The 20671-nt window shown below is 64.6% G+C and carries 30 protein-coding genes; 21 read left to right on the top strand and 9 right to left on the bottom strand.

Features of this window, described 5'->3' with window-relative positions; translation table 11 throughout:
- The first annotated feature begins 112 nt into the window (after positions 1-112).
- The 5 genes from QWG60_RS05810 to QWG60_RS05790 all read left to right on the top strand — a co-directional run bounded on the left by QWG60_RS05810 (position 113) and on the right by QWG60_RS05790 (position 5212).
- Positions 113-1624 (top strand): phage tail sheath protein, encoded by a 1512-nt coding sequence (locus tag QWG60_RS05810; RefSeq protein ID WP_146909895.1) that lies wholly within the window; start codon positions 113-115, stop codon positions 1622-1624.
- A gap of 12 nt (positions 1625-1636) precedes the next feature.
- Positions 1637-2149 (top strand): phage major tail tube protein, encoded by a 513-nt coding sequence (locus QWG60_RS05805; RefSeq protein WP_146909893.1) that lies wholly within the window; start codon positions 1637-1639, stop codon positions 2147-2149.
- A gap of 69 nt (positions 2150-2218) precedes the next feature.
- Complete coding sequence (locus QWG60_RS05800; protein ID WP_146909891.1) at positions 2219-2542, top strand: phage tail assembly protein; 324 nt, start codon at positions 2219-2221, stop codon at positions 2540-2542.
- Positions 2543-2568: 26 nt separating this feature from the next.
- A complete protein-coding gene (locus QWG60_RS05795; RefSeq protein ID WP_146909889.1) occupies positions 2569-2697 on the top strand; it encodes a GpE family phage tail protein in 129 nt (42 codons plus the stop codon).
- A 10-nt stretch (positions 2698-2707) separates the two neighbouring features.
- Positions 2708-5212 (top strand): phage tail tape measure protein, encoded by a 2505-nt coding sequence (locus QWG60_RS05790; RefSeq protein ID WP_146909887.1) that lies wholly within the window; start codon positions 2708-2710, stop codon positions 5210-5212.
- Here the strand turns inward: QWG60_RS05790 and QWG60_RS05785 are convergent.
- Complete coding sequence (locus QWG60_RS05785) at positions 5209-5538, bottom strand: hypothetical protein (RefSeq protein ID WP_146909885.1); 330 nt, start codon at positions 5536-5538, stop codon at positions 5209-5211. The two genes, QWG60_RS05790 and QWG60_RS05785, sit on opposite strands and share 4 nt — an antisense overlap.
- A gap of 100 nt (positions 5539-5638) precedes the next feature.
- Here QWG60_RS05785 and QWG60_RS05780 point away from each other — a divergent pair, with 100 nt between their 5' ends.
- Together QWG60_RS05780 and QWG60_RS05775 are read left to right on the top strand one after the other, a co-directional pair.
- Positions 5639-6088 carry a phage tail protein gene (locus tag QWG60_RS05780; protein ID WP_146909882.1) on the top strand — a complete coding sequence of 150 codons (450 nt, stop codon included), beginning with the start codon at positions 5639-5641 and terminating at the stop codon, positions 6086-6088.
- Positions 6085-7101 carry a phage late control D family protein gene (locus QWG60_RS05775; RefSeq protein WP_146909880.1) on the top strand — a complete coding sequence of 339 codons (1017 nt, stop codon included), beginning with the start codon at positions 6085-6087 and terminating at the stop codon, positions 7099-7101. The genes QWG60_RS05780 and QWG60_RS05775 overlap by 4 nt, the downstream gene beginning before the upstream one ends.
- A 98-nt stretch (positions 7102-7199) precedes the next feature.
- On the opposite strand, the gene QWG60_RS05770 is transcribed toward QWG60_RS05775, so the two are convergent.
- Positions 7200-7928 carry a hypothetical protein gene (locus QWG60_RS05770; protein ID WP_146909878.1) on the bottom strand — a complete coding sequence of 243 codons (729 nt, stop codon included), beginning with the start codon at positions 7926-7928 and terminating at the stop codon, positions 7200-7202.
- A gap of 127 nt (positions 7929-8055) precedes the next feature.
- Positions 8056-8433 (bottom strand): LexA family protein, encoded by a 378-nt coding sequence (locus tag QWG60_RS05765; protein WP_146909876.1) that lies wholly within the window; start codon positions 8431-8433, stop codon positions 8056-8058.
- A gap of 154 nt (positions 8434-8587) precedes the next feature.
- On the opposite strand from QWG60_RS05765, the gene QWG60_RS05760 reads away from it, so the two are divergent.
- A complete protein-coding gene (locus tag QWG60_RS05760) occupies positions 8588-9028 on the top strand; it encodes a LexA family protein (RefSeq protein ID WP_146909874.1) in 441 nt (146 codons plus the stop codon).
- Positions 9025-10302 (top strand): Y-family DNA polymerase, encoded by a 1278-nt coding sequence (locus QWG60_RS05755; RefSeq protein ID WP_146909871.1) that lies wholly within the window; start codon positions 9025-9027, stop codon positions 10300-10302. Before QWG60_RS05760 ends, QWG60_RS05755 begins: the two co-directional genes overlap by 4 nt.
- A 21-nt stretch (positions 10303-10323) precedes the next feature.
- On the opposite strand, the gene QWG60_RS05750 is transcribed toward QWG60_RS05755, so the two are convergent.
- Positions 10324-10803 carry a hypothetical protein gene (locus QWG60_RS05750; RefSeq protein ID WP_146909869.1) on the bottom strand — a complete coding sequence of 160 codons (480 nt, stop codon included), beginning with the start codon at positions 10801-10803 and terminating at the stop codon, positions 10324-10326.
- Between the two features lie 257 nt (positions 10804-11060).
- On the opposite strand from QWG60_RS05750, the gene QWG60_RS05745 reads away from it, so the two are divergent.
- Complete coding sequence (locus QWG60_RS05745; protein ID WP_146909867.1) at positions 11061-11285, top strand: hypothetical protein; 225 nt, start codon at positions 11061-11063, stop codon at positions 11283-11285.
- Here QWG60_RS05745 and QWG60_RS05740 read toward each other — a convergent pair.
- From QWG60_RS05740 to QWG60_RS05725, 4 genes are all read right to left on the bottom strand, one after another.
- Positions 11246-11905 (bottom strand): SOS response-associated peptidase, encoded by a 660-nt coding sequence (locus QWG60_RS05740; protein ID WP_146909865.1) that lies wholly within the window; start codon positions 11903-11905, stop codon positions 11246-11248. The genes QWG60_RS05745 and QWG60_RS05740 overlap by 40 nt on opposite strands.
- 13 nt (positions 11906-11918) lie before the next feature.
- Positions 11919-13460, bottom strand: a complete 1542-nt coding sequence (locus QWG60_RS05735; protein WP_146909863.1) for a P-loop ATPase, Sll1717 family — start codon at positions 13458-13460, stop codon at positions 11919-11921.
- A 22-nt stretch (positions 13461-13482) separates the two neighbouring features.
- A complete protein-coding gene (locus QWG60_RS05730) occupies positions 13483-14151 on the bottom strand; it encodes an XRE family transcriptional regulator (RefSeq protein ID WP_146909861.1) in 669 nt (222 codons plus the stop codon).
- A gap of 300 nt (positions 14152-14451) precedes the next feature.
- A complete protein-coding gene (locus QWG60_RS05725) occupies positions 14452-14658 on the bottom strand; it encodes a hypothetical protein (RefSeq protein WP_146909859.1) in 207 nt (68 codons plus the stop codon).
- Positions 14659-14711: 53 nt separating this feature from the next.
- On the opposite strand from QWG60_RS05725, the gene QWG60_RS05720 reads away from it, so the two are divergent.
- Genes QWG60_RS05720 through QWG60_RS16820 form a run of 11 tightly spaced genes read left to right on the top strand, consistent with a single transcriptional unit; the run spans position 14712 to position 19994 of the window.
- Positions 14712-15035: a hypothetical protein gene (locus tag QWG60_RS05720; RefSeq protein ID WP_146909856.1), complete on the top strand. Its 324-nt coding sequence runs from the start codon at positions 14712-14714 to the stop codon at positions 15033-15035.
- A 57-nt stretch (positions 15036-15092) separates the two neighbouring features.
- A complete protein-coding gene (locus QWG60_RS05715) occupies positions 15093-15308 on the top strand; it encodes a hypothetical protein (RefSeq protein ID WP_146909854.1) in 216 nt (71 codons plus the stop codon).
- Positions 15309-15348: 40 nt separating this feature from the next.
- Positions 15349-15552 (top strand): hypothetical protein, encoded by a 204-nt coding sequence (locus tag QWG60_RS05710; RefSeq protein ID WP_106488405.1) that lies wholly within the window; start codon positions 15349-15351, stop codon positions 15550-15552.
- 34 nt (positions 15553-15586) lie between these two features.
- Positions 15587-15781 (top strand): hypothetical protein, encoded by a 195-nt coding sequence (locus tag QWG60_RS05705; RefSeq protein WP_106488406.1) that lies wholly within the window; start codon positions 15587-15589, stop codon positions 15779-15781.
- Entirely contained in the window at positions 15778-16023 is a 246-nt protein-coding gene (locus tag QWG60_RS05700; RefSeq protein ID WP_146909852.1) for an ogr/Delta-like zinc finger family protein, read from the top strand. Before QWG60_RS05705 ends, QWG60_RS05700 begins: the two co-directional genes overlap by 4 nt.
- A 21-nt stretch (positions 16024-16044) precedes the next feature.
- Positions 16045-16434, top strand: a complete 390-nt coding sequence (locus QWG60_RS05695; protein WP_146909850.1) for a hypothetical protein — start codon at positions 16045-16047, stop codon at positions 16432-16434.
- A 53-nt stretch (positions 16435-16487) separates the two neighbouring features.
- Positions 16488-16907: a hypothetical protein gene (locus tag QWG60_RS05690; protein ID WP_146909848.1), complete on the top strand. Its 420-nt coding sequence runs from the start codon at positions 16488-16490 to the stop codon at positions 16905-16907.
- Positions 16907-17254 (top strand): hypothetical protein, encoded by a 348-nt coding sequence (locus QWG60_RS05685; protein ID WP_146909846.1) that lies wholly within the window; start codon positions 16907-16909, stop codon positions 17252-17254. The genes QWG60_RS05690 and QWG60_RS05685 overlap by 1 nt, the downstream gene beginning before the upstream one ends.
- Entirely contained in the window at positions 17254-19563 is a 2310-nt protein-coding gene (locus QWG60_RS05680; RefSeq protein WP_146909844.1) for a replication endonuclease, read from the top strand. The genes QWG60_RS05685 and QWG60_RS05680 overlap by 1 nt, the downstream gene beginning before the upstream one ends.
- 20 nt (positions 19564-19583) lie before the next feature.
- Positions 19584-19799 (top strand): hypothetical protein, encoded by a 216-nt coding sequence (locus QWG60_RS05675; protein ID WP_046079970.1) that lies wholly within the window; start codon positions 19584-19586, stop codon positions 19797-19799.
- Between the two features lie 51 nt (positions 19800-19850).
- Positions 19851-19994, top strand: coding sequence for a TraR/DksA C4-type zinc finger protein (locus tag QWG60_RS16820; protein ID WP_146909940.1), 144 nt, complete (start codon positions 19851-19853; stop codon positions 19992-19994).
- A gap of 22 nt (positions 19995-20016) precedes the next feature.
- Here QWG60_RS16820 and QWG60_RS05670 read toward each other — a convergent pair whose 3' ends face one another.
- Positions 20017-20463 (bottom strand): hypothetical protein, encoded by a 447-nt coding sequence (locus QWG60_RS05670; protein ID WP_146909842.1) that lies wholly within the window; start codon positions 20461-20463, stop codon positions 20017-20019.
- Between the last annotated feature and the right edge of the window lie 208 nt (positions 20464-20671).

Here is a 20671-nt window from a genome sequence, read left to right as displayed (position 1 = left end):
CGCCGCCCCGTTTTTGTGCCATCACCACCCCACAACCTCCACCGCTAGAGCCCCGCCCGCTCCCGCGCAAGCATGACCCCGACCGTCATGCTCACCTGCGCAGGAACCCCACATGGCCCAGGACTACCACCACGGCGTGCGCGTCGTGGAGATCAACGAAGGCACCCGGCCGATCCGCACCGTCGCCACGGCGGTGATCGGCCTGGTGGCCACCGCTCCCGACGCCGCCGCGGCCGTTGCCGCCACGCTGCTCAAGGAATCCGCCGCCGCCGAGAGCGGCGTCACCTACACCGCGGCCACCGCCGGCACCACCGGCAACGCCATTCGCGTGCGCTACGTCGACCCCGGCAGCGCCTCCGCCACGCTGGCCGTCACCGTCAGCGGCAAGGACATCACCGTCAGACTGGCCACCGATACCGAGGGCGCGATCACCAGCACCGCGGCCGAGGTGGCCACCGCCGTCAACGGCGAGGCGAACGCCTCCGCCCTGGTCACCGCCGCCGAGGAAGGCGCCGGGGCCGGCGTGGTCGCCGCGTCGGGCTTCTCCAACCTCACCGGCGGCGAGGACGAGCCGTTCCCGCTCGACACCCCGGTGCTGGTCACCGATCCGCTGGGCGCCCAGGGTGACGCCGGCGACACCGGCACCCTGGCCCGCTCGCTGGACGCCATCGTCGACCAGGTGAAGACCCTGGTGGTCGTGGTGCGGGTGGCAGAAGGCGCCGACGACGCCGAGACCAAGACCAACGTCATCGGCGGCGTGGACGGCAACGGCAAGCGCACCGGCGTGCAGGCCCTGCTCGCCGCCGAGGCCCGCCTGGGCGTGAAGCCGCGCATCCTCGGCGTGCCGGAGCTCGACGACGCCGACGTCACCAGCGAGCTGATCGGCGTGGCCCAGAAGCTGCGCGCGTTCGTCTACGCCTCCGCCGGCGACAGCACCACCATGGAAGAAGCGGCCATGTACCGCGAGAACTTCGGCGCCCGCGAGGTCATGGTGATCTGGCCCGACTTCACCGGCTGGGACACCGCCACCTCCAGCACTCGCACGCACTCCGCCGTGGCCCGCGCCATGGGCCTGCGCGCCAAGGCCGACCAGGCGATCGGCTGGCACAAGACCCTTTCCAACATGCCGGTCAACGGCGTGACCGGCATCAGCCAGGACGTGTTCTGGGATCTGCAGGACCCGAACACCGACGCCGGCTACCTCAACAGCCACGAGGTCACCACGCTGATCCAGCGCAACGGCTTCCGCTTCTGGGGCTCGCGCACCTGCAGCACGGATCCGCTGTTCGCGTTCGAGAACTACACCCGCACCGCCCAGGTCATCGCCGACACCATCGCCGAGGCCCACCTCTGGGCCGTCGACAAGCCGATGCACCCCAGCCTGGTGAAGGACATCGTCGAGGGCATCAACGCCAAGTTCCGCGAGTGGAAGCGCCAGAACTACATCATCGACGGCGTGGCCTGGTTCGACGCCGAGATCAACACCCCCGAGGTGCTCAAGGCCGGCAAGCTCTACATCGACTACGACTACACGCCGGTGCCGCCGCTCGAGAACCTGATGCTCCAGCAGCGCATCACCGACCGCTACCTGGTCGACTTCGCCGACCGCGTCGCCGCCGCATAACAGGAGATCAAGATGGCACTTCCCCAGATCCTCAAGGACTTCAACCTGTTCGGCGACGGCAACAGCTGGCAGGGCCAGATCCAGACCATCACCCTGCCCGAGCTCGCCCGCCGCATGGTCGAGTTTGAGGCCGGCGGCATGGACGGCCCCATTGAGGTCGACATGGGCAACCAGCTCATGGAAATGACCTGGACGCCCGGCGGCCTGCTGGTCGACGGCCTGTTCGATACCTATGGCTCGCCGATCCACGACGCCGCCCAGCTGCGCTTCACCGGAAGCTACGAGAGCGACGAGGACGGCACCGTCATGCCCGTCGAGATCGTCGTGCGCGGCCGCCACAAGACCATCGGCATGGGCGAGGCCCAGAAGGGCGACAACTCCACCGGCGAGATCACCACCACCATCAGCTACTACAAGCTCACCATCGACGGCGAGGTCGTCATCGAGCGCGACATCCCCGGCAACGTCTTCATGGTCCGCGGCGAAGACCGCCTCGCCGACCGCCGCGCCGCCCTGGGCACCTGATCGCCACGACCACCCACTGCACCGCCGCCCCACCGGGGCGGCCCATGATTCCCATCGGAGCCACACCCCATGACTGACAAGACCACCGCCCCTGCCGAGCTGCCCCAGGTCGTCACCGAGACCGTCGAGCTCGACACGCCCTTCAAGCGCGGCAGCCAGACCGTCACAGAACTGCAGATCCGCAAGCCCAAGTCCGGCGCCCTGCGCGGCGTGGCGCTGACCGACGTGCTGCAGATGGACGTCACCGCCCTGACCAAGGTGCTGCCGCGCATCACCGAGCCCGCCCTCACCGAGGCCGAGGTGCGCGACATGGACCCCGCCGACCTCGTCCAGTGCGGCGGCGTGGTGAGCGGTTTTTTGCTGCCCAAGGCGGCGAAGGCAGCCAACGAGTAACCCTCCCCGAGCACGTCGACGACGCCATGGCGGATCTCGCCATGGTGTTCCACTGGGGGCCGGCCGAGATGGACCCCATGGAACTCGACGAGCTGATGGACTGGCGCGAGCGGGCCCGCCGTCGCGCCGAGCCACCCAAGCAACCCCGCAAATGAAGGACCGCCGATGGCCCGCGATCTCAAGCTGCAAGTCGTCCTGGATGCCGTGGACCGGGTCACTCGGCCCCTCAAACAGATCACCCAGGGCAGCGGCCGCACCGCCGAGGCCCTCAAGGCCAGCCGCGACCAGCTCAAGACCCTGGAGCGCGCCCAGCGCGACCTCCGCGGCTTCCGCGACCTCAAGCGCCAGAGCGAAAGCAGCAGCCGCGCCCTTGAGCAGCAGCAGCAGGAGATCCGCGAGCTCTCCCGCCAGATGAACAGCGCCGAGGGCGACACAAAGACCCTCGGCCGCCAGCGCGCCCAGGCCATCCGCCAGGCCCAGCGCCTCAAGGAGCAGTACCAGCAGGAGCAACGCCAGCTGGACCACCTGCGCCGCAACATGACCCGCGTCGAGGGCGTCACCGGCAGCCACGCCGACCAGCAGCGCGAGCTGACCCGGCGCATCCGCGAGGCCAATGGCCAGCTCGAGGCCCAGCAGCGGCAGCTACGCCAGACCGCCCAGCGGCAGCGACAGGCCGCCGACGCCGCCAAGCGCTACCACCGTGACATCGGCCGCGCCGGGCGCATGGCCGGGGCCGGTGCCGCCGGCATGGCCACCGGTGGCGCCGCGCTCTACGGCGGCGCACGCATGCTTGCCCCGGGCGTCGCCTACGGCGAGCAGATGAGCGCCGTGCAGGCCGTCGGCCGCTTCACAGAAGACGACCCGCGCTTCAAGGCGCTACAGGCACAGTCCCGCGAGCTGGGCTCGAGCACTGCCTTCAGCGCCACCGAGGTCGGCGCCGGCCAGGAGTTCCTGCTGCGCGCCGGCATGAGCGCCGAGGCCATCCGCAGCTCCATGGGCGACGTACTCGACCTGGCCATCGCCAACAACACCGAACTCGGCCGCACCGCAGACATCGCCTCCAACATCGCTGGCACCTTCAAGGTCGACATGGAAGCCGAAGGCGCCATGGGCAGGGTCGCCGACATCCTCTCCGGCACCGCCAGCCGCGCCAACGTCGATCTCGAAAAGCTCGGCGAAACCATGAAGTACCTGGGCGGCGCTGAAGATCTCGACCTCACCATGGAGCAAGCCGCCTCGATGGCCGGCCTGCTGGGCAACATCGGCATCCAGGGCAGCCAGGCCGGCACCACCCTCCGCGCCATGATGAACCGGCTCACCACCCCCGCCGCCAAGGGTGCGTCCGCCATCGAGTCGATCGGTCTCCAGGTCGCCGACGCACAGGGCAACATGCGCGCCATGCCCGAGATCCTGCGCGACATCAACGCGGCCACCGAGGAACTCGGCAACGTCGATCGCAAGGCCATCCTGCAGGACATCTTCGGCGCCGAGGCGGGCTCCGGCATGGCCGAACTGGTCAACACCATGAGCGAGGGCGGGCTGGATGAACTCATCCAGTCCCTGGGCGAGAACGACGGCGAGAACGCCCGCATGGCACGCACCATGGCCGACAACATCAGCGGCGATCTCAAGTCACTCAACAGCGCCTGGGAAGAGGTCGGCATCACCATCACCGACACCAACGAGGGGCCGCTGCGCGAGCTGATCCAGAACATCACCACCATCACCCGCGGCGTCGGCAACTGGATGAAGGAAAACCCGCGCCTCACCGGCACCCTGGCCACCGCCGCCGCCGGGCTGGCCACGCTGGTCGCCGTGGGCGGCAGCTTCATCGCCGTGCTCGGATCGGTGCTCGGCCCCATCGCCCTGGTGCGCTACGCGCTCACCCTGCTGTCGCTCAACCCGGTGAGCCTCACCATCATGGGTATCGTCGCCGCCGTCGCCGCGCTGGCCGCCGGGGCCACGCTCATCTACCGCAACTGGGACGGCATCAGCGCGTGGTTCGGGGCGCGATGGCAGGACATCAAGGACGCGTTCAGCGGCGGCATCGGCGAGGTCGCCCGGCTGCTGCTGGACTGGTCGCCCATCGGGCTGATCTGGCGCGGCGTCACCGCCGGGCTCGACGCCCTGGGCGTGGAGATTCCCGAGAAGTTCGGCTCCCTCGGCTCAGCGATGATCGACGGCATGATCGACGGCCTCACCGGCAAGATCGGCGAGCTGCGCGAACGGATCACCGGCATCGCCGGCAACGTGCGCGACTGGTTCGCCGACAAGCTTGACATCAACTCCCCGTCCCGCGTGTTCGCCCAGCTCGGCGGGTACACCGTCGACGGCCTGAACGCCGGACTGGACGCCCAGCGCGACGAGCCCGCCCGCCGCGTCGGCGAGATCGCCCGGCGCGTGCGCCAGGCCGGCGCCGGCATGGCCATCGGCGCCGCCAGCCTGCCCGCCATCGCCGACGTGCCCATCGACCACCGCCCGCCGCTTCAGGCCGCCGGCGGCGGCGGCAACGTGACCATCACCACCGGCGACATCCACGTCCACGCCGCCCCGGGCATGGACGAGCAGGCCCTGGCTCGGCTGGTCCAGGCGCAGGTCCGCCAGGCCCTGGCCGACGCCAGCCGCGACGCCGCCGCCCGCCGGCGCTCGTCCTTCTATGACATTGACTAGTCAATGTCTCGATAGAGGAGCCCCATACAGGCGAAGGTCATGCTGGTAATAAATCCAGAGAAGAAAAAGCCACTAAGAAGTGCGTACAGGCTCACATTGTCAGCATCTTGGCGATCATATTCTGGCAGCCCACTTAGAAAGAAGTGGCAAGAAACCATCAAGGCAACACCAATGACCATGAAGAAAAAACAGATCCGACCTTCGGGGCTCTTATAGTTAACTGCCAGAGCAATCCCCAACAGGAACAGCACTCCCGTCAGGTCATAGTCCGGCAATTGGGAAAGAAAATCGTGGTGGAAGTGGGCAAGCTTTAGCAAATATGCCATCCCAACTCCTAAAGACATGGTGACGGTGAATGTCACCAAAACTGACCAGAGACGAAACCTGTTACTCAGTCTTACTTTTTCCGTCAAAGGGATATCCTCCATGATGATGGCCTATGGCTTGTTCGTCTTCGGCCTTTCCACGGCCGCTTATCAGGAACTGCAGCGCCAGACCGACTGGCGCCACCAGAGCCAGGGCCGAGTCGGCCGACGGCCCGCACGCCAGTTCCTTGGCCCGGGGGAAGACACTATCACCCTCACCGGCACCCTGCTGCCCCAGTTCACCGGGGGCCAGCAAAGCCTCGACCAGCTGCGCCAGATGGCCGACCAGGGCGCGGCCTGGCCGCTGATCGAGGGCGCCGGCACCTACTACGGCCTCTACGTCATCGGCTCGCTCAACGAGCGCAAAAGCGAGTTCTTCCGCGACGGCGCCGCCCAGCAAATCCAGTTCGACCTGCGCCTCGAGCGTATCGACGAGGACGACAGCGCCCAGCTGGCCAGCACCGCCGCCATGCGCGCCCTGGCCACCGGGCTCGCCGGGGCCCTGGCATGAGCCTGTTCAGCGAACCGGGCCGCGTCGCCCGCACGCCGGACTATCGCCTCACCCTGATGGGCCAGCGCATCAGCCCCCAGGTCGGCGCCCGCCTGCAGCGCCTGCGCCTCACCGATCGGCGCGGCCTCGAGGCCGACCAGCTCGACCTCACCCTGGAAGACCACGACGGCCGCCTCGCCCTGCCGCCCCGCGGCGCCGAGCTGCATCTGGCCATGGGCTGGCGGGGCCAGCCGCTGGTGGACCGCGGCACCTACATCGTCGACGAGGTCGAGCACTCCGGCGCGCCAGACGTGCTGACCATCCGCGCCCGCTCGGCGGACATGCGCCAGGGCCTGCCCGGCAAGCGCACCCAGAGCTGGGACGACATCACCCTCGGCGAGATCATCAGCACCATCGCCGGCCGCCACGACCTCGAGCCCAAGACCGGCCAGCACCTCCAGGGCATCTACCTCGAGCACATCGACCAGACCGAGGAATCGGACCTGCACTTCCTCACTCGCCTGGCCGAGCGCTTCGACGCCATCGCCACCGTGAAGGCCGGCCGGCTGCTGTTCATCCCCGAAGGCACCGGCCTCACCGCCGGCGGCACCGAGATCCCCGCCATCCGCCTGTCGCGGCAGGTCGGCGACCGCCACCGCTACAGCATCACCGACCGCGACGCCTACACCGGCGTCGTCGCCCAGTGGCACGACGAAGCCGCCGCCGAGCCCCGTGAGGTGGTCGCCGGCAGCAACGACGAGCCCAAGCGCCTGCGCCCCACCTACGCCACCCAGGACGACGCCCTCGCCGCCGCCCAGAGCGAATGGCAGCGCCTCCAGCGCGGCGGCGCCTCGTTCACGCTCGACCTCGCCGAAGGCCGCCCCGAGCTCTATCCCGAGACGCCGGTGATCGCCAACGGCTGGAAGCGCGAGATCGACGCCACCGCCTGGCTGATCACCGAGATCATCCACGACCTCAGAGACCGCGCGCTGACCAGCTCGGTGGAGATGGAGGTAAGAGGTGGCGCGGAGTAGGCCCCAAACGCCAGCGCCCCGGCTCAAAGACCGAGGCGCTGGCGTTTGTCCACCTATGCTCACGATACAGCAGAACTGGGCTGGGGCTCAGTTCAAAGTCAGTCGATGGGTTCTACGGAGAACCGATTACCCTCCACATGACTCCGCCTGTAGTGATATTCGAGCCCATCTATGGTTTGCGCCACCCTGGCGCCCTTTTCCGAAAACTCTTTACCCATCTCGAAGACTGTGTGCACGCCAGTGGTGTCTGGCCAATCGGGTTGCGTAGCGCTAAATACGGCGGCCGCTATCAAAAAGATGTGAACCCCCGTTTGCTTTCGCCTATCACCAACACCGATAAAGACGATTTCACGAATGTCATCACTGTAAGGTTTCACATGCAAGGATATGGAAAAAAGTCTACTTAGCCTGTCATTCGCTATGCGGTAATCCAATCCATCGTCTAACTCACTGATCTCGCCCTGAAACCTAAAAGGAAGCTCCATCTCTGTCATGGTTTCATTGAACCGCCTCGTGAAGGTCTCGACATCGACGCCAATGTCACTTTCCGCTTGGGCTTCGTCACGCAGCTCAGCAAGCGATTTTCTCTGGGGCTCGGATGTCGTTACCACCTGCTCAGCACTTTCGGCATCAGTGGATGGCGACTCGCTTACCTCATTTGCCGCGACAAACAGCCCAAAAACCAACATAGCACCGAGGCCACAGAAACCGCCGATGAAATGGCGAATGACGCCCTCATATCCCTTTTTTCGATACTGTCTGGCTACTGCAAACCACACTCCTACAAGCACGCCCAGCATTAGCAGCGCGCCGATGACGTCTTCCATGATGGTTACCTTTCATCTTGAGGTGACGTGCCAGTCACCAATGGTCGATCAAACCGCTTGTCGTAGGTCTCAAACAGCGCCTTAGACTAAATGGCCAAGTCTACTGAGGACAACCGTACAGGCGTATTCAAGACAGTATGGCCCGATCGACGCGCATCCCAAGCTCTCGCGCCAGGTGCACCACCACGCCCCTCAGATCCGACTGCCGGGCCCAGATCGACTCATCGGGCCCGGCGGTGGGCATCAGCCGCATCCGCCCGCCGATCCGGTGGCTGCTGAATAGCCGCTGCTCGCCGTCCAGCTCCACCACCACCAGGTCGGCGTGCTGGGCGGGTTTCTGCTCGTCCACCACCAGCAGGTCGCCTTCCATCAGCGGGCCGCCCACGCCGGCGTCCTCGCTCACCTCCACCAGGTAGCAGCTCGGGCGGAAGCGCGAGAGGTCGTAGCCGTCCAGCGCGGGGTGGTCGATGCCCAGACACGCCGGGCCCAGGTAGTTCACTCGCATGTCGTCCCTGCCAATTCGTGATCCTGCCACCAGCCGCGCCATGCCGGGCCCGGCCGCCTGCGACCCCGGCGCGTTGTGCATATTAGCGTTTGCCTAAGGGTGTGCTGTTGTCGAATACTGTATAAACGAACAGTTTTTGACAAGAGGCACCGCCATGCGTGATCCCGAGATCCGCCATCCGCACCCGGCACCGCCGTACCGCGCCCTGCCCCATCCGCTGGGCACCATTCGCGCCGGCATCTCCGGCTTCCCCTCGCCGGCGGAGGACTACGTCGGCCGCACGCTCGACCTCAACGAGCGGCTGGTGAAGCGCCCCGCGGCCACGTTCTTCATGACCGTCACCGGCGACAGCATGGTCGAGTTCGGCATCCAGGACGGCGACACCCTGGTCGTGGACCGCTCGATCGACGCCCGCCCCGGGCACATCGTCGTCGCCCTGGTCGACGGCGAAGTGATCGTGAAGCGCTACGAGATGATCGGGAAACGGCCCTACCTGTGCTCCGGCAACAGCCAGTACGCGCCGATCCCGCTCGCCAACCTCGACTGCCAGGTGTGGGGCGTGGTGCGCTCGGTCATCCACGAGTACGCCGTATGATCGGGCTGGTGGACTGCAACAACTTCTACGTCAGCTGCGAGCGCGTCTTCCAGCCGCGGCTCGAGGGGCTGCCGGTGGGCGTGATGTCCAACAACGACGGCTGCGTGATCGCCCGCTCCAACGAGCTCAAGGCCCTTGGCGTCGAGATGGGCACCCCGGCCTTCGAGCTGCAGCAGTGGGTCAACCAGGGCCGCATTCACCTGCTCTCCTCCAACTACGAGCTCTACGGCGACATGAGCGCCCGGGTGCGCGAGGTCCTCGAGGAGTTCTCCGCCGGCGTCGAGCCCTACTCCATCGACGAGATGTTCGTCAGGTTCGACGGCTTCGACGCCGCCGCCACCCTGGCCCTGGCGCGCACGCTCTACCGTAACGTGCGCCAGTTCACCGGCATCCCCGTCTGCGTGGGCGTCGCACCCACCCGCACCCTGGCCAAGCTGGCCAACCGCGCCGCCAAGAAACTGCCGGAATACCAGGGGGTGTGCGTGATGCACGCCGACGGCGACGACACCCGCCGCCTGCTCGAGCGCACCGCCCTGGGCGACGTCTGGGGCGTCGGCCGACGGCTGGTCGAGCGGCTGGCCATCCAGGGCATCGAGACCGCTTGGGATCTCCGCAAGGCCGATCCCAAGGCTATCCGACGGCGCTTCTCCGTCACCCTCGAACGCACCGTGCGCGAGCTCCAGGGCACGCCCTGCATCGAGCTCAACGACGCCGCCGAGCCCCGCCAGCGCATCATGACCTCGCGCTCCTTCGGCCGGCTGACCGGCGAGCCGGGAGAGCTGCAGGACGCCATCCGCCAGCACGCCCAGCGCGGCGCCGAGAAGCTCCGCCAGCAGGACAGCCACGCCCGCGCCGTGCTCGTCTTCCTCAAGACCAACCGCCACCGGCCCGACCTGCCCCAGTACTCGCCCAGCGCCGTCGTCGAGCTACCCGAGCCCACCGACGACAGCCGCCCGATCCTGGCCGCCGCCCAGCAGGGGCTCGAGGCGATCTATCGCCGCGGGTTTCGCTTCATGAAGGCCGGCGTGATGCTGCTCGACCTGGTGGACGCCAACCGCGAGCAGCTCTCACTGCTCGACACGCCCGAGCGGGAAGCCCAGCGCGAGCGCGACCACAAGTTGATGGCCGCGCTCGACGAGCTCAACGGAAAGATGGGCAAGGGAACGGTACGCCTGGGCGTGCCGCGGCAGAACGCCGCCTGGCACCTGCGCTGCGCGCACCGCACCCCAAGATTCACCACAAGATGGCAGGAAATATTAAGAGCAAGATCCTAAAGCTGGATTTATTATTAACCCTTAATTACTCTTATAAACCACTTTCATATTTTCCCGCCATTTTTCCAAAGGAAAAACATAGCGATGATATCTTCCAGTACCATAAACCTCGTCCCTTGAAAGGTGCCTCACAATAACTTTTATTTTGAAAGCATCACTTTCATCATAGGTAAAACCAACAACTGCGTTTCTACCGTAGATCGCACCCTCTCGAACTTCGCCAGAAGGGTTTGCAGTCGCGGTCCAGATCAAACCTCGCTGTATCCAGTCTGTAACTTCAGTAGCCTCTTGGTACCTTTTCTCCTTACACTCCATGAGCTTCCTTATTGGATCTTCATTGCTTTCAATAACATCCTCTTCTAAGGAAGCATGAGCATTAGCATTGTTAGCGAAAAATTCAGATAAAGCCTGGGCTACTATTTTATTTTTTGAAACATTAGAAGCCAAAGCTTGTTTTTCGAGCTGCTCCTGCAACTCATGCGGAAGTCTAAGGGTTAACATGCATCCTCCAGTGGCCGCCCAATGCACTCACAACGAGTGCATAAGCATCACTATGATGCATCGACTGAGGATGGGTCAAGCAGAGATTGAGCTTAGGTGAGCCGCAACGGTGTGCGCGCCGGACGACGCAGTGGATCGAGCTGCCGAAAGTGCGAACCTTACGAGGTCGACGCAAACGCTGACGCCAACCGTAGCGGATCTCTTACAAGCCGCCGTTCTCATCCGAACTAAACTGAGGAAGACGGGGAGGATTCAGCATGGCGGAGATCACGATGATGCCGGCCCCCATGGGCCGGTGGGTGATGATGTGCTCTTGTGGTGCCACCGAGATCCGCGCGGACGACGGCCCAAGCTGGGCAACGTTCACGCTGGAGAAGCTGGAAGGCAGGCATTATCGCGTCGTCTGCCATGCTTGCGGCCAGGCTACCGAGCACTGGATCGGTCAGGGGTCGACGGGCTCGATCAGCTCGGCATCATCCTGAGTCGGTCGGTTCACCCGCATGCTCACGGGCCAGTGCGTGATCCGCTCGGCAGGCAGGTGATGGACGACGTGGCGGATCGTCTCGCGGTCGGTCAGGTGGGGATCGAGCCAGGGCTCGAGGCTTTCGGCGTCCAGGGCCAGCGGCATGCGCGAGTGGATCTCCGCCGCCACGCCGCGGGCCGGTTCGGTGAGGATGGCGCAGCCGGGCGTGCCGTCCGGCCGCTGGCTCCAGATGCCCGCCAGCCAGATCGGCTCGCGATCCTCGCGGCACAGGAAATGCGGCTGCTTCCTGCCGCCCACCGGCAGCCACTCGTACCAGCCATCCGCCGGCACCAGGCAGCGATGATGGGCGAACGCCCCGCGGAAGTAGTTGGAAGTGGCCACCTTCTCGACGGTGGCGTTGATGGGCTCGGGCGCCTTCTCCTTCGCCCAGTGCGGCCGGTAGCCCCACCACACCTCGTCCATCACCAGCGGCGCGTCATCGCGGGGATGGCGCACCGCCGTGATCCAGGTGCCCGGGGCCACGTTGTAGCGTGGCGTCAGCTTCACAGGCTCCAGCGGCAAGCGTAAGGCCTGCGAGAGCTGAGGGTATGGGCTATAGAGAGCAAATCGGCCGCACAATTAATTCCTCCAGTCACCGGAGTGAAAGATGGGACCTCAAAGCATTATGGATAAAAATTTTCTGAGTGGGCAATATTCGGCTATCTCCCCTAAAAGAAAACCTCATCTTACTTTCTCCGCGATCATTCCAGTCTATATTCCCAACAATACCAACCCTGTAAAGATCTTTCAGAATCTTAGGGACATTATGCCGACTTAACAACTTCCCCACTTCGGGGTAAAATTCTGACTTATCTTCTGACTCCTTGACAAGCTCGCGAACCTCCATCACCTGCTTTGCTTCGTATAATAGAGACTCAAGTCCTTCAATTTCATCACTTCTATACACTGCCCTCAACTCTTCAGTCATTTCAGTCCAGACAGCTCCCGAGTATACTTTTCTTATCGCATCAAAAGCCGCATGCTTAAAAGTAGCTTCTTCAGGAAATTGCTCCTGAGCCGTCATGAGCAGCAAAACTATATCTCTAGGGCGATACCATGAATTATGAAGAATATATCTCTGGGGGGAATCCCCCTGAATTTTTTCTGGAAAATATTCCTTCCAGAGAGCCTTGGGCTCCAACTCACCCAAACCATTAAACGCTCTTGATTTATTTATCTTATTGGAAATTATCTGCAAAAGGGGCTGATGGTTAACATCTTGACCCGGCTGATGCCATATAATGTCAACGCCAAAATCCATTAACGGCTTATTTATTTCCGCACCAGAGATAGAAATTACATTCCTTACTTCCGACCTGACCGCGGCATATGCACATATATCAAAGCAGCACTCTTTGCACACACCATTAAAAGCCTCGACCGCAAACACAAGATCTCTTACGAGCCTAGTATCTCTTCCATATTGCTTCTGAGAAGAAAAAGAGAGTTCTAGCTCATCAAAAAAGAGATTCAGCTTTTCGCCACCAGGAGAAAGCTGCTTAAACAGCAAGTCTGCTTTTTTAACCAACCCCCTGAACTCAACCTGCTTTTCTTTAGAGCCAGCCCATTCAAAATCCAACTCAAACTTAGGATTTTGACTAATGGAGATACGCCCTTTTTTTATTTTAGGAACAAGCCTAGAAAATCCCGTTCCAGCAGATTCTTTCTCAAGACTAACAAGGTCTACAAAATCCGAAGCAACGCCGTTCCTCTGGAAGATCTCAGCACCATCACTGTAGTGCTTAGCCAACTGCTTATATATAAACCAACGCCAGACCAGGCCATAATCATGGAGATCGTCGTGACCATCCACAGGATTCTCTACACAGTTAACATTGGCAGCTCTTGAAAGATCTTTCCTATCTTCTTCATCAAATTCTGTTTTAAACAAAACAAACTTAGATCTTGAGACTCCATCTTCTTCAAGCTTCATGGAAATATAGCGAAGAAGGGCAGTCTTACCTGTACCCTTTAACCCTAAAACAAAATACGTCTTTTTTTCGTAGAACTTTTCCAACAAAATACTAGGAGGAACAGTATAAGACTGCTCAAAGAAACCTAAATCTTGAACAGTACCGTGAAGAATCTCATTTTTAGCGTCAGTCTTACCAATCTTTATATCTTTTAACTTCATAAAGCATCCTTGCGTAAATATCTTATAGTACTTTCCCAATCCGAATCTCACACCGCCCCAGGATCTCCACGTCCTTCATGTCCTGCGGCTTGATCAATTCTTTCTCATAGCGCGGGTTGTCGCTGATCAGCAGCCAGGCGCCGCCGGCGACGCGCTGCACGCGCTTGATGCGCCGCTCGCCGTGCACGAGCAACAGGAACACCCCTTCCGGGTGCGGGTCGCGGCTGCTGCGGTCCACCAGCACCCAGTCGCCGTCGGCCAGCGTGCCGTCCATCGAGTCGCCGCGAACCTTCACGCCGACCACCTGAGCCGGATCGAGGCCCTGGGCGGCGAGCTGCTCGGTGGGGAAGTACATGGTGGACTCGACCTCTTCCCGCTCGAGCGAACGACCATCGCCGGCCGCGGCCTCGATGTCGTACATGGCCACGGGCGAGAGATCTTCATTGGCCGGCTCAGGCAGATCCCTCGGCTCCTTTTCACCCTGCCCTTCTTCATGTGTGCCCATCAGCACGTACCGGGTATCCACGCCGACATGCTCCACGGCAACCAGATAGTCAGCCTTCGGGCTCCGCTGGTCGCTCTCGTAGAGCCTCTGGGTGTTCTTGGTAACCCCGGCTTTTTCGCCCAACTCGGTCTGAGTTAGGCCCAGCCGCTCCCGCTCTTCACGCAGGCGCGCGCCTATTGAATCCATAAGGAGCCATCCCCGCGCTTGACAGGTAATCCATTTGATTTCATTCTTGAGTCCATAACAGCCTGAAAGACTCTATAACGATTCATTTCGATCACAGGAACGGAGCCACTGCCATGACTGCCCCTGCTACTACCGGCAACGCTCAGCCTTCGAGCGAGCTGACGACACGTCAGCAGATCCTCGCCAGCAACACCCTGGCCGACGCCATCGGTGCGCTGGCGAAGCAAGGCTACTCGGGCGACGTGCTCAAGCAATCGGCTGCCGACCTGGCCACCGCACTGCGAGACGGGCTGATCGCAATTAGCCATGCCCCAGCGACTTGTAGTGAGCCGCCAGCTTCTCGTGAACCGCAATGATGGCTTCGGCCAGCTTCTCGCCATCGCCACGTCCCATGGCCTGTGCCTCAGGGCCAACGCCAAAGGCACCTGCTTTGCAAAGCTCCAGAACCACCTCATGGGCAGCGCGAGACGGGTCTTTGATGGGATGGACCACGAGTTGATCAGACATTGGGGAAATCCCTCTCGGTTGAACTGAATCCACATCGCAAAGGAGTCACTGCCATGGCCACCCCTGCTACTACCGGCAACGTCCAAGCGCTGCCCCACCGCGTGTCGTTCCGCGGACTCGATATCGAGCTCGCCCGCTGCACGCCGACCAACCGCCAGGCGGTGCAGGCCACCGAGACCGACGCCGCGGCCAACCCGCTGGCCGATCTCGAGGCGCTCGAGGAGCGCGTCGCCGCCGAGGCGGCGGCCAAGCTGGCCGGCGATCTGCTGCGCGACCAGCGGCCCAACCACGACATCGAAGACGCCCTCTGCGATCTGCGCGTCTACCTCGACGAGCACTTCACCCAGCGCAAGCTGATCCGGCTCTACGGGCGCTGATCCGGCCGGCTGCCACCGCCCGGAATTGTCTTTCACTCCATTAAGGAAGCCTAACCGATGAGTACCGCCGAAACCATCGCTCACCCCACCACCCAGCGTGCGCCGAAGGGCTGCAATCGCCCGGTGATGACCCACGTCACCCAGGACGAGCGCGACCGCCTCGACGCCCTGGCCACCGAGCAGCAGCGCTCGCTTTCCGCCACCACCCGGCTGCTGGTCCTCAAGGGGCTCGCCCAGCTGGATGCCGAGGCCGGCGCTGCCGGCCGCGCCTGATCGCTGTCTTGTCCTGACCTGCTGCATAAGGAAATCCGCCATGTACCAGGACCCGAAACGCGTTCGCACTCGCTACGGCTCCATCAACCTCGATGAATACGAAGCCCGGCTGATCGACGCCCTGGCCGATTACACCGGCATCGAGCGTGCCGCCCTGCTGCGCCAACTGGTGCTGAAGGAAGCGCTGGAAACGCTTGGGCTCGATGAATTCGATACCCCCAGTGTTGCCCCGAGCGCGGGGTAAACCCAGGCCTTTTTGAGGTCCCCAAGGAGTCCCCATGCCCGAGGAAACCTTGCCCATCGATGACCAGATGGAGGAGCTGCTCGATCAGGTACGTCATCAGGAAGGACTCGAGAACAATGCCCAGGCCGCGGAGTTTCTGCTGCGCCGCCGGCTACGCAAGGGCGTGCAGGGCCTCACCGGCCGTGGTCGCGCTCTCTACCCCATCAATCCCCGAGGAGGACGTCGGTGAGGATCACCTGCCCCCATTGCCGTGACAGCGTCGTCACCCGTTCCAGCGTCAGGCCGCACGACGCCCTCTACTGGGCATATGCCCAGTGCATCAATCCGGAATGCGGGTGGGGCGGCAAGATCCTGATCGAGTTCGCCACCACCCGGGCGCCCAGCCAGCAGCCACGCCCGGGCGTGCAGATCCCGGCCGACCCGGAGCTGAGGCGCCTGATGCGCGACCAGTTGCTGACCGGCACCGACTGAACCGCTGATAAGGAGATCGCCATGAACAACGTCATCCCGATCCGCCCCGCCGCCGCGCCGCAACTGGACCCGCACAACGTGGCCGTCGGCCGGCTGTGGCAGCACCGCGACCGGCCGCGCGCCGAAGCGCTGAGCGACTGCATCGGCCACCTGTGCCAGGCCCACGATATGCCGGAGCACGCGGCCGAGAACGCCGCCATCCAGGCACTCGCCGAGCTCGACACGCTGAACGTGCGCGACACCATCGACATCGCCACCACCACCAGCCACGCCGTGGTGTTCACCAACGCCGCCGGCCAACGCATCGCGCTGACCGCCCGCGACCTGCGCGAGCTTCTCAAGGGCCACGACCTGCAGGCCGGCAATGCCGGCTCGGGCCGCCTGCTGCTGCTGGAACGCCCCGCGCACTAACCCCTGTTCATCACCCGTTCGCCAACGTCGCCACGCCAGTGGGAGGGAGAGTCATGCCTGCACAAATCCACACGCTGCCTACGCCGCACCGCCAGACGCCCACCGTCGAGCCCGACCGTGGCGACTGGGGCGCCCTGCGCGCGGAGCTGCACAGCCGCTGCGCCGACCAGGACCTGGCCACGCTGTGGGCCGAGCTGGTCGCCGGCGAGCGCCGCGCCCTGCTGGCCAGTGCCCGGCTGGTGGAGCGCGACCCGCGCCTCGCCATCCACGATCTTCCCAAGGCCAGCCGCGACGCCCTGCGCGCCGCCATCCACCGCATGAGCCAGTACGCCGGCCAGCTGCGCGACGGCCTGAACGGCCACCGCCCGCACAAGAGCCGCGAGCTGGCGGCCCACGCCCGGCAGGCGCTGGCCGAGGGCAACACCGAGGCCGCCCTGCACTGGCTGGCAATCATCGAACGCGGGGTGGAGTGATGCGGCGCAACGACCTGCACCCCGAGACCCTGCCGCGCCGGATGCGGCGCGAGAGCCTGCTGCTGGATATCGAGAAGGCCAGCGAGATGCCGGCGCTGATCCGCAAGCTGCGCCAGGAAGCCGAGCACCTCGAGGACATGGCCGAGATCTGGGAGGCGCCGCGCCCCTTCGCCGGGGCGATCGGCAACAGCCTGCACCTGGCCAGCCACTACCGGCGCGCCGCCCGCCGCATCCGTGATGCCGCGGCGGCCATCGAGCGCGACCACGCCGCCGGCCCGTGGATCGACCTGGACCAGCCGTTCGTGCACCTCACCGAGGCCCGCCCGGCCAAAGCGGAGGCGCGTTAATGGCAACCGCGCTCGAGCAGTCCCGCACCTTCGGCACGCCGGAGTGCCACCGGTGGCGCCAGGGCTTCTTCGATGCCCTGCCCACCTTGGCCGAGGAGCTGGCCGCTGGCTTCGTGCATGTAGCCAAGCGGTACGGCAACGCCGCCGGCAACCGCTGGCTGCGGTGTAACACCGAGGGGCTGGTCGATCCGGGCCGCGTCTATCGCCGCTTCGCCCCGATCGCCAGCGACCTCGAGCGCGGCGCGGCCTCGCTGCGCCGGCTGGAGCGCACCACCATCGAGGGCATCCAGGCGGCCAGCGCATGGCTGGCCGACGTCGAGAAGCGCCTCACCATCGGCGGGCTGAACGCCAGCCACGACGACGAGGCCCTGGTGCGCTACGCCGAGGCCCAGGCCCGCGCCGTGGACGACGAACGCCAGAAGCTGATCGGCGGCATCGCCGACTACAACCGCCGGCGCCGGTACGGCCTGCTGCCGCCACCGGCACCGGCCATCTCGCCCAAGGGCAAGACGCTCTCGGCGCGCATGGCGGACTACCAGGAGCAGCTCGCAGACAGCCGCAACGCGCTGACCCCGCCGCCGGTGGGCATTCCGCTGATGGCGGTGTTCCGCTTCGCCTACCACCCGCCGATGAGCCTCAAGGTGGTCGACGCGATCGCGCTGAAGAAGGCCCGCCAGCGCGCGGCCCTGCACGACATCGAGCCGCCGGCCCGCCGTTCGCGCACGTCCGTACAGCTCGCCCGGCTGAGCTGCTCGCTGTGGTGGCGCCGCAAGCTGCGCCGCACCGCCGGCCGCCGCCTCGAGCAGGTGCAGCGCGAGGCCCATCGCGTGCACGCCCGCGCCGGCATCTACTGCAGCGACATGACCGTGGAGCGCCGGCGCAGCCAGAAGGTGCGCAACCGCGCCCTGCTGGAGACGCTGGAGGCGATCAACCAGGACGGCCAGGTCTACACCCTCGCCGAGCTGGCCGAGCTGGGCCTGGCCAACGCCGATCACCGCCGGGCGGAGCTGATGCTGCGCATCCGCGATACCGAGGCCGAGGCGCGCCGCCTGGGCCACGCCGGCATGTTCTACACCATCACCGCGCCGAGCCGCTTCCACCCGGTGCTGTCGCGCAACGCGCGGCGCAACCGCAAGTACGACGGCAGCACCCCGCGCGAGGCGCAGCAGCACATCCAGAAGCTGTGGTCGCAGGCCCGCGCCAAGCTGGCCCGCGAGGGCCTGGGCGTGTACGGCATCCGCGTGGTGGAGCCCCACCACGACGGCACGCCCCACTGGCACCTGCTTCTGTGGATGGAGCCAGAGGCCGAGCCGCGCGTGACCGAGATCCTGCGCGAGTACGCCGAGGCCGAGGCGCCGGACGAGCTGTTCGAGCGCGGCGGCCACAAGACCACCGCCCGCTTCAAGCCGGTGCGCATCGACTACTCCCGCGGCACCGCCGCCGGCTACGTGGCCAAGTACGTCAGCAAGAACATCAACGGCGAGCAGTTCGCCCGCGACGGCGTCGAGAACGACCACCAGGACCGCTACGGCCACGAGCTTACCGACGCCGCGCCGCGCATCGAGGCCTGGGCCGCCACCTGGGGCATCCGCCAGTTCCAGTTCCTGGGCCTGCCCAGCGTCACCGTGTGGCGCGAGGTGCGCCGCCTGACCGAGAAGCAGGAAGAGACGCTGCGCCAGTGGGAGGAAGCCACTCGCCCCGCGCCCACCGTCTCCGAGACGCTCAACTCTATCCGCCAGGCCGCCAACGCCGGCCAGTGGGATTTGTTCATGCGCCTGATGGGCGGCCCCAACACGCCCCGCGCCGAGCAACCGATCAAGCCCTGGACGCTCAACCGCCCCGACACCGACGGCGCCGAGTTCAGCCACGCCACCGGCGAGGAGCACCAGGGCGTGGAAGCCCGCGGCCGCTACGGCGAGCCGGTGAAGGCCACCTGGGGGCTGGTCGTCCGCGACGGCCGCGGCCGCCAGGCCGAATACCTGACGCGCCTGTATCGGTGGGAGATTCGCTCCCGCCAGCGGGCGGCGGGCAGTTCCGGAGCCGGCGAAGCCGGCGACGCTTGGACTTGTGTCACTAACTGTACGGGGGTGTCGGTCACCCCGCTGAGCACCACCCCCAGCACTCCCCCACCGGAGGTCCTCGCCGAGCAGGTCCGCCGCTTCCAGGAATGGCGCCAGAGCGATGAACAGCGCGCCATCGCGGAAGACGCGGATATCGAGGCCCGCATGGTCCGCGCCGCTGCCCAGCGGCTCTTCCAACCACCCGCACCGCCCGAGCAGGAAGAGTTCTTCCCGCCGGAACTGTGCTGATCCGTCATCAAGGAGGACGTATGCCCATCGCCCAACACCACCAGCCGGAACCGCGCGGCATCCTGCAGGACGCCGGCGAGGTCGAGGTCATGACCGCCGACAGCGGCCAGGTCCGCCACCGCTACGCCATGGTTGTGGCCTTCAACAGCGAGGAAGACCTGCGCCAGGCCCTCGCCGACCACCACTGCGCCTATCGCGACGGCCAGGCCGTGCAGGAGCGGATCGCCCATGGCTGACAACGCAGACCGCGCCGGCGAGCTCCTCGAGCAGCGCATGGCCACCGCCGCCTGCCGGACGCCCCGGCCGCCAACGACGAGTGCGAGGAATGCGGCGGCGAGATCCCGGCCGCCCGCCGCCGGGCCGCGCCCTGGGCAGTCACCTGCATCGAGTGCCAGTCCATCCGCGAGCGTAAAGCTCAGGCATTCCGATAGGAGGCCTCCCATGAACCCGACATCACAACGAGCTGATGCCATGCATCATGAACCGGGCACCCATACCGAGCACTTCGCTGACAGTCTTCTTGGCTGCATCCGTCGCACCATCTCGCGTGGCGGTAGCGAGCTGCTCCCCCAGGGTCGGTTCATCAGTCAGGTTCTGAGGCCTGACCTTGAGCAGCTCCAGACCTTTGGCAGTCAGAACGGCCTCCCTGACGATGAGGTTGTATGGATCTCGCTCGTCAGCATCGATATAACCCGCTCTGCGCAGCCATTCACAGGTCGCGATGAAGAACTCCGCCTGATCGGACGCCACCTCGGACATCACGTGCTCACTGTAGGCCAGTGGTTCATCGACAAAGTCCTTGGCGAGGAGAGGGGTCGGAACCGGGAAGGCGCCGTACAAGCAAGCCAGGACCTTGCCGGTCAGCTCATCAAAGAAGGCGATATTGTCTTGTTCAGACATGGAGGACTCGTCCTATGAGGGTGTCCACACAGGATAAAGAGGTCAGGGACATCTGCCACATCATGGATCTGCAAGTAGCCAGGCAGATGAATCTTGAGCAAGCGGAGCAGCACTGGAGAAGAGTGATTCAGAACGTACCGCCCGAAACGGTCGCGTTGGCCTTGGCAGTGAAGCTATCGGAGTACGATTTTCCACCTCAGTCAGGCAG

This window comes from Halomonas halophila (assembly GCF_030406665.1).
Classification (GTDB): Bacteria; Pseudomonadota; Gammaproteobacteria; order Pseudomonadales; family Halomonadaceae; genus Halomonas; species Halomonas halophila.
Note: the sequence above shows the minus strand (reverse complement) of the source record. Positions and strands in the feature narration are given on the sequence as shown.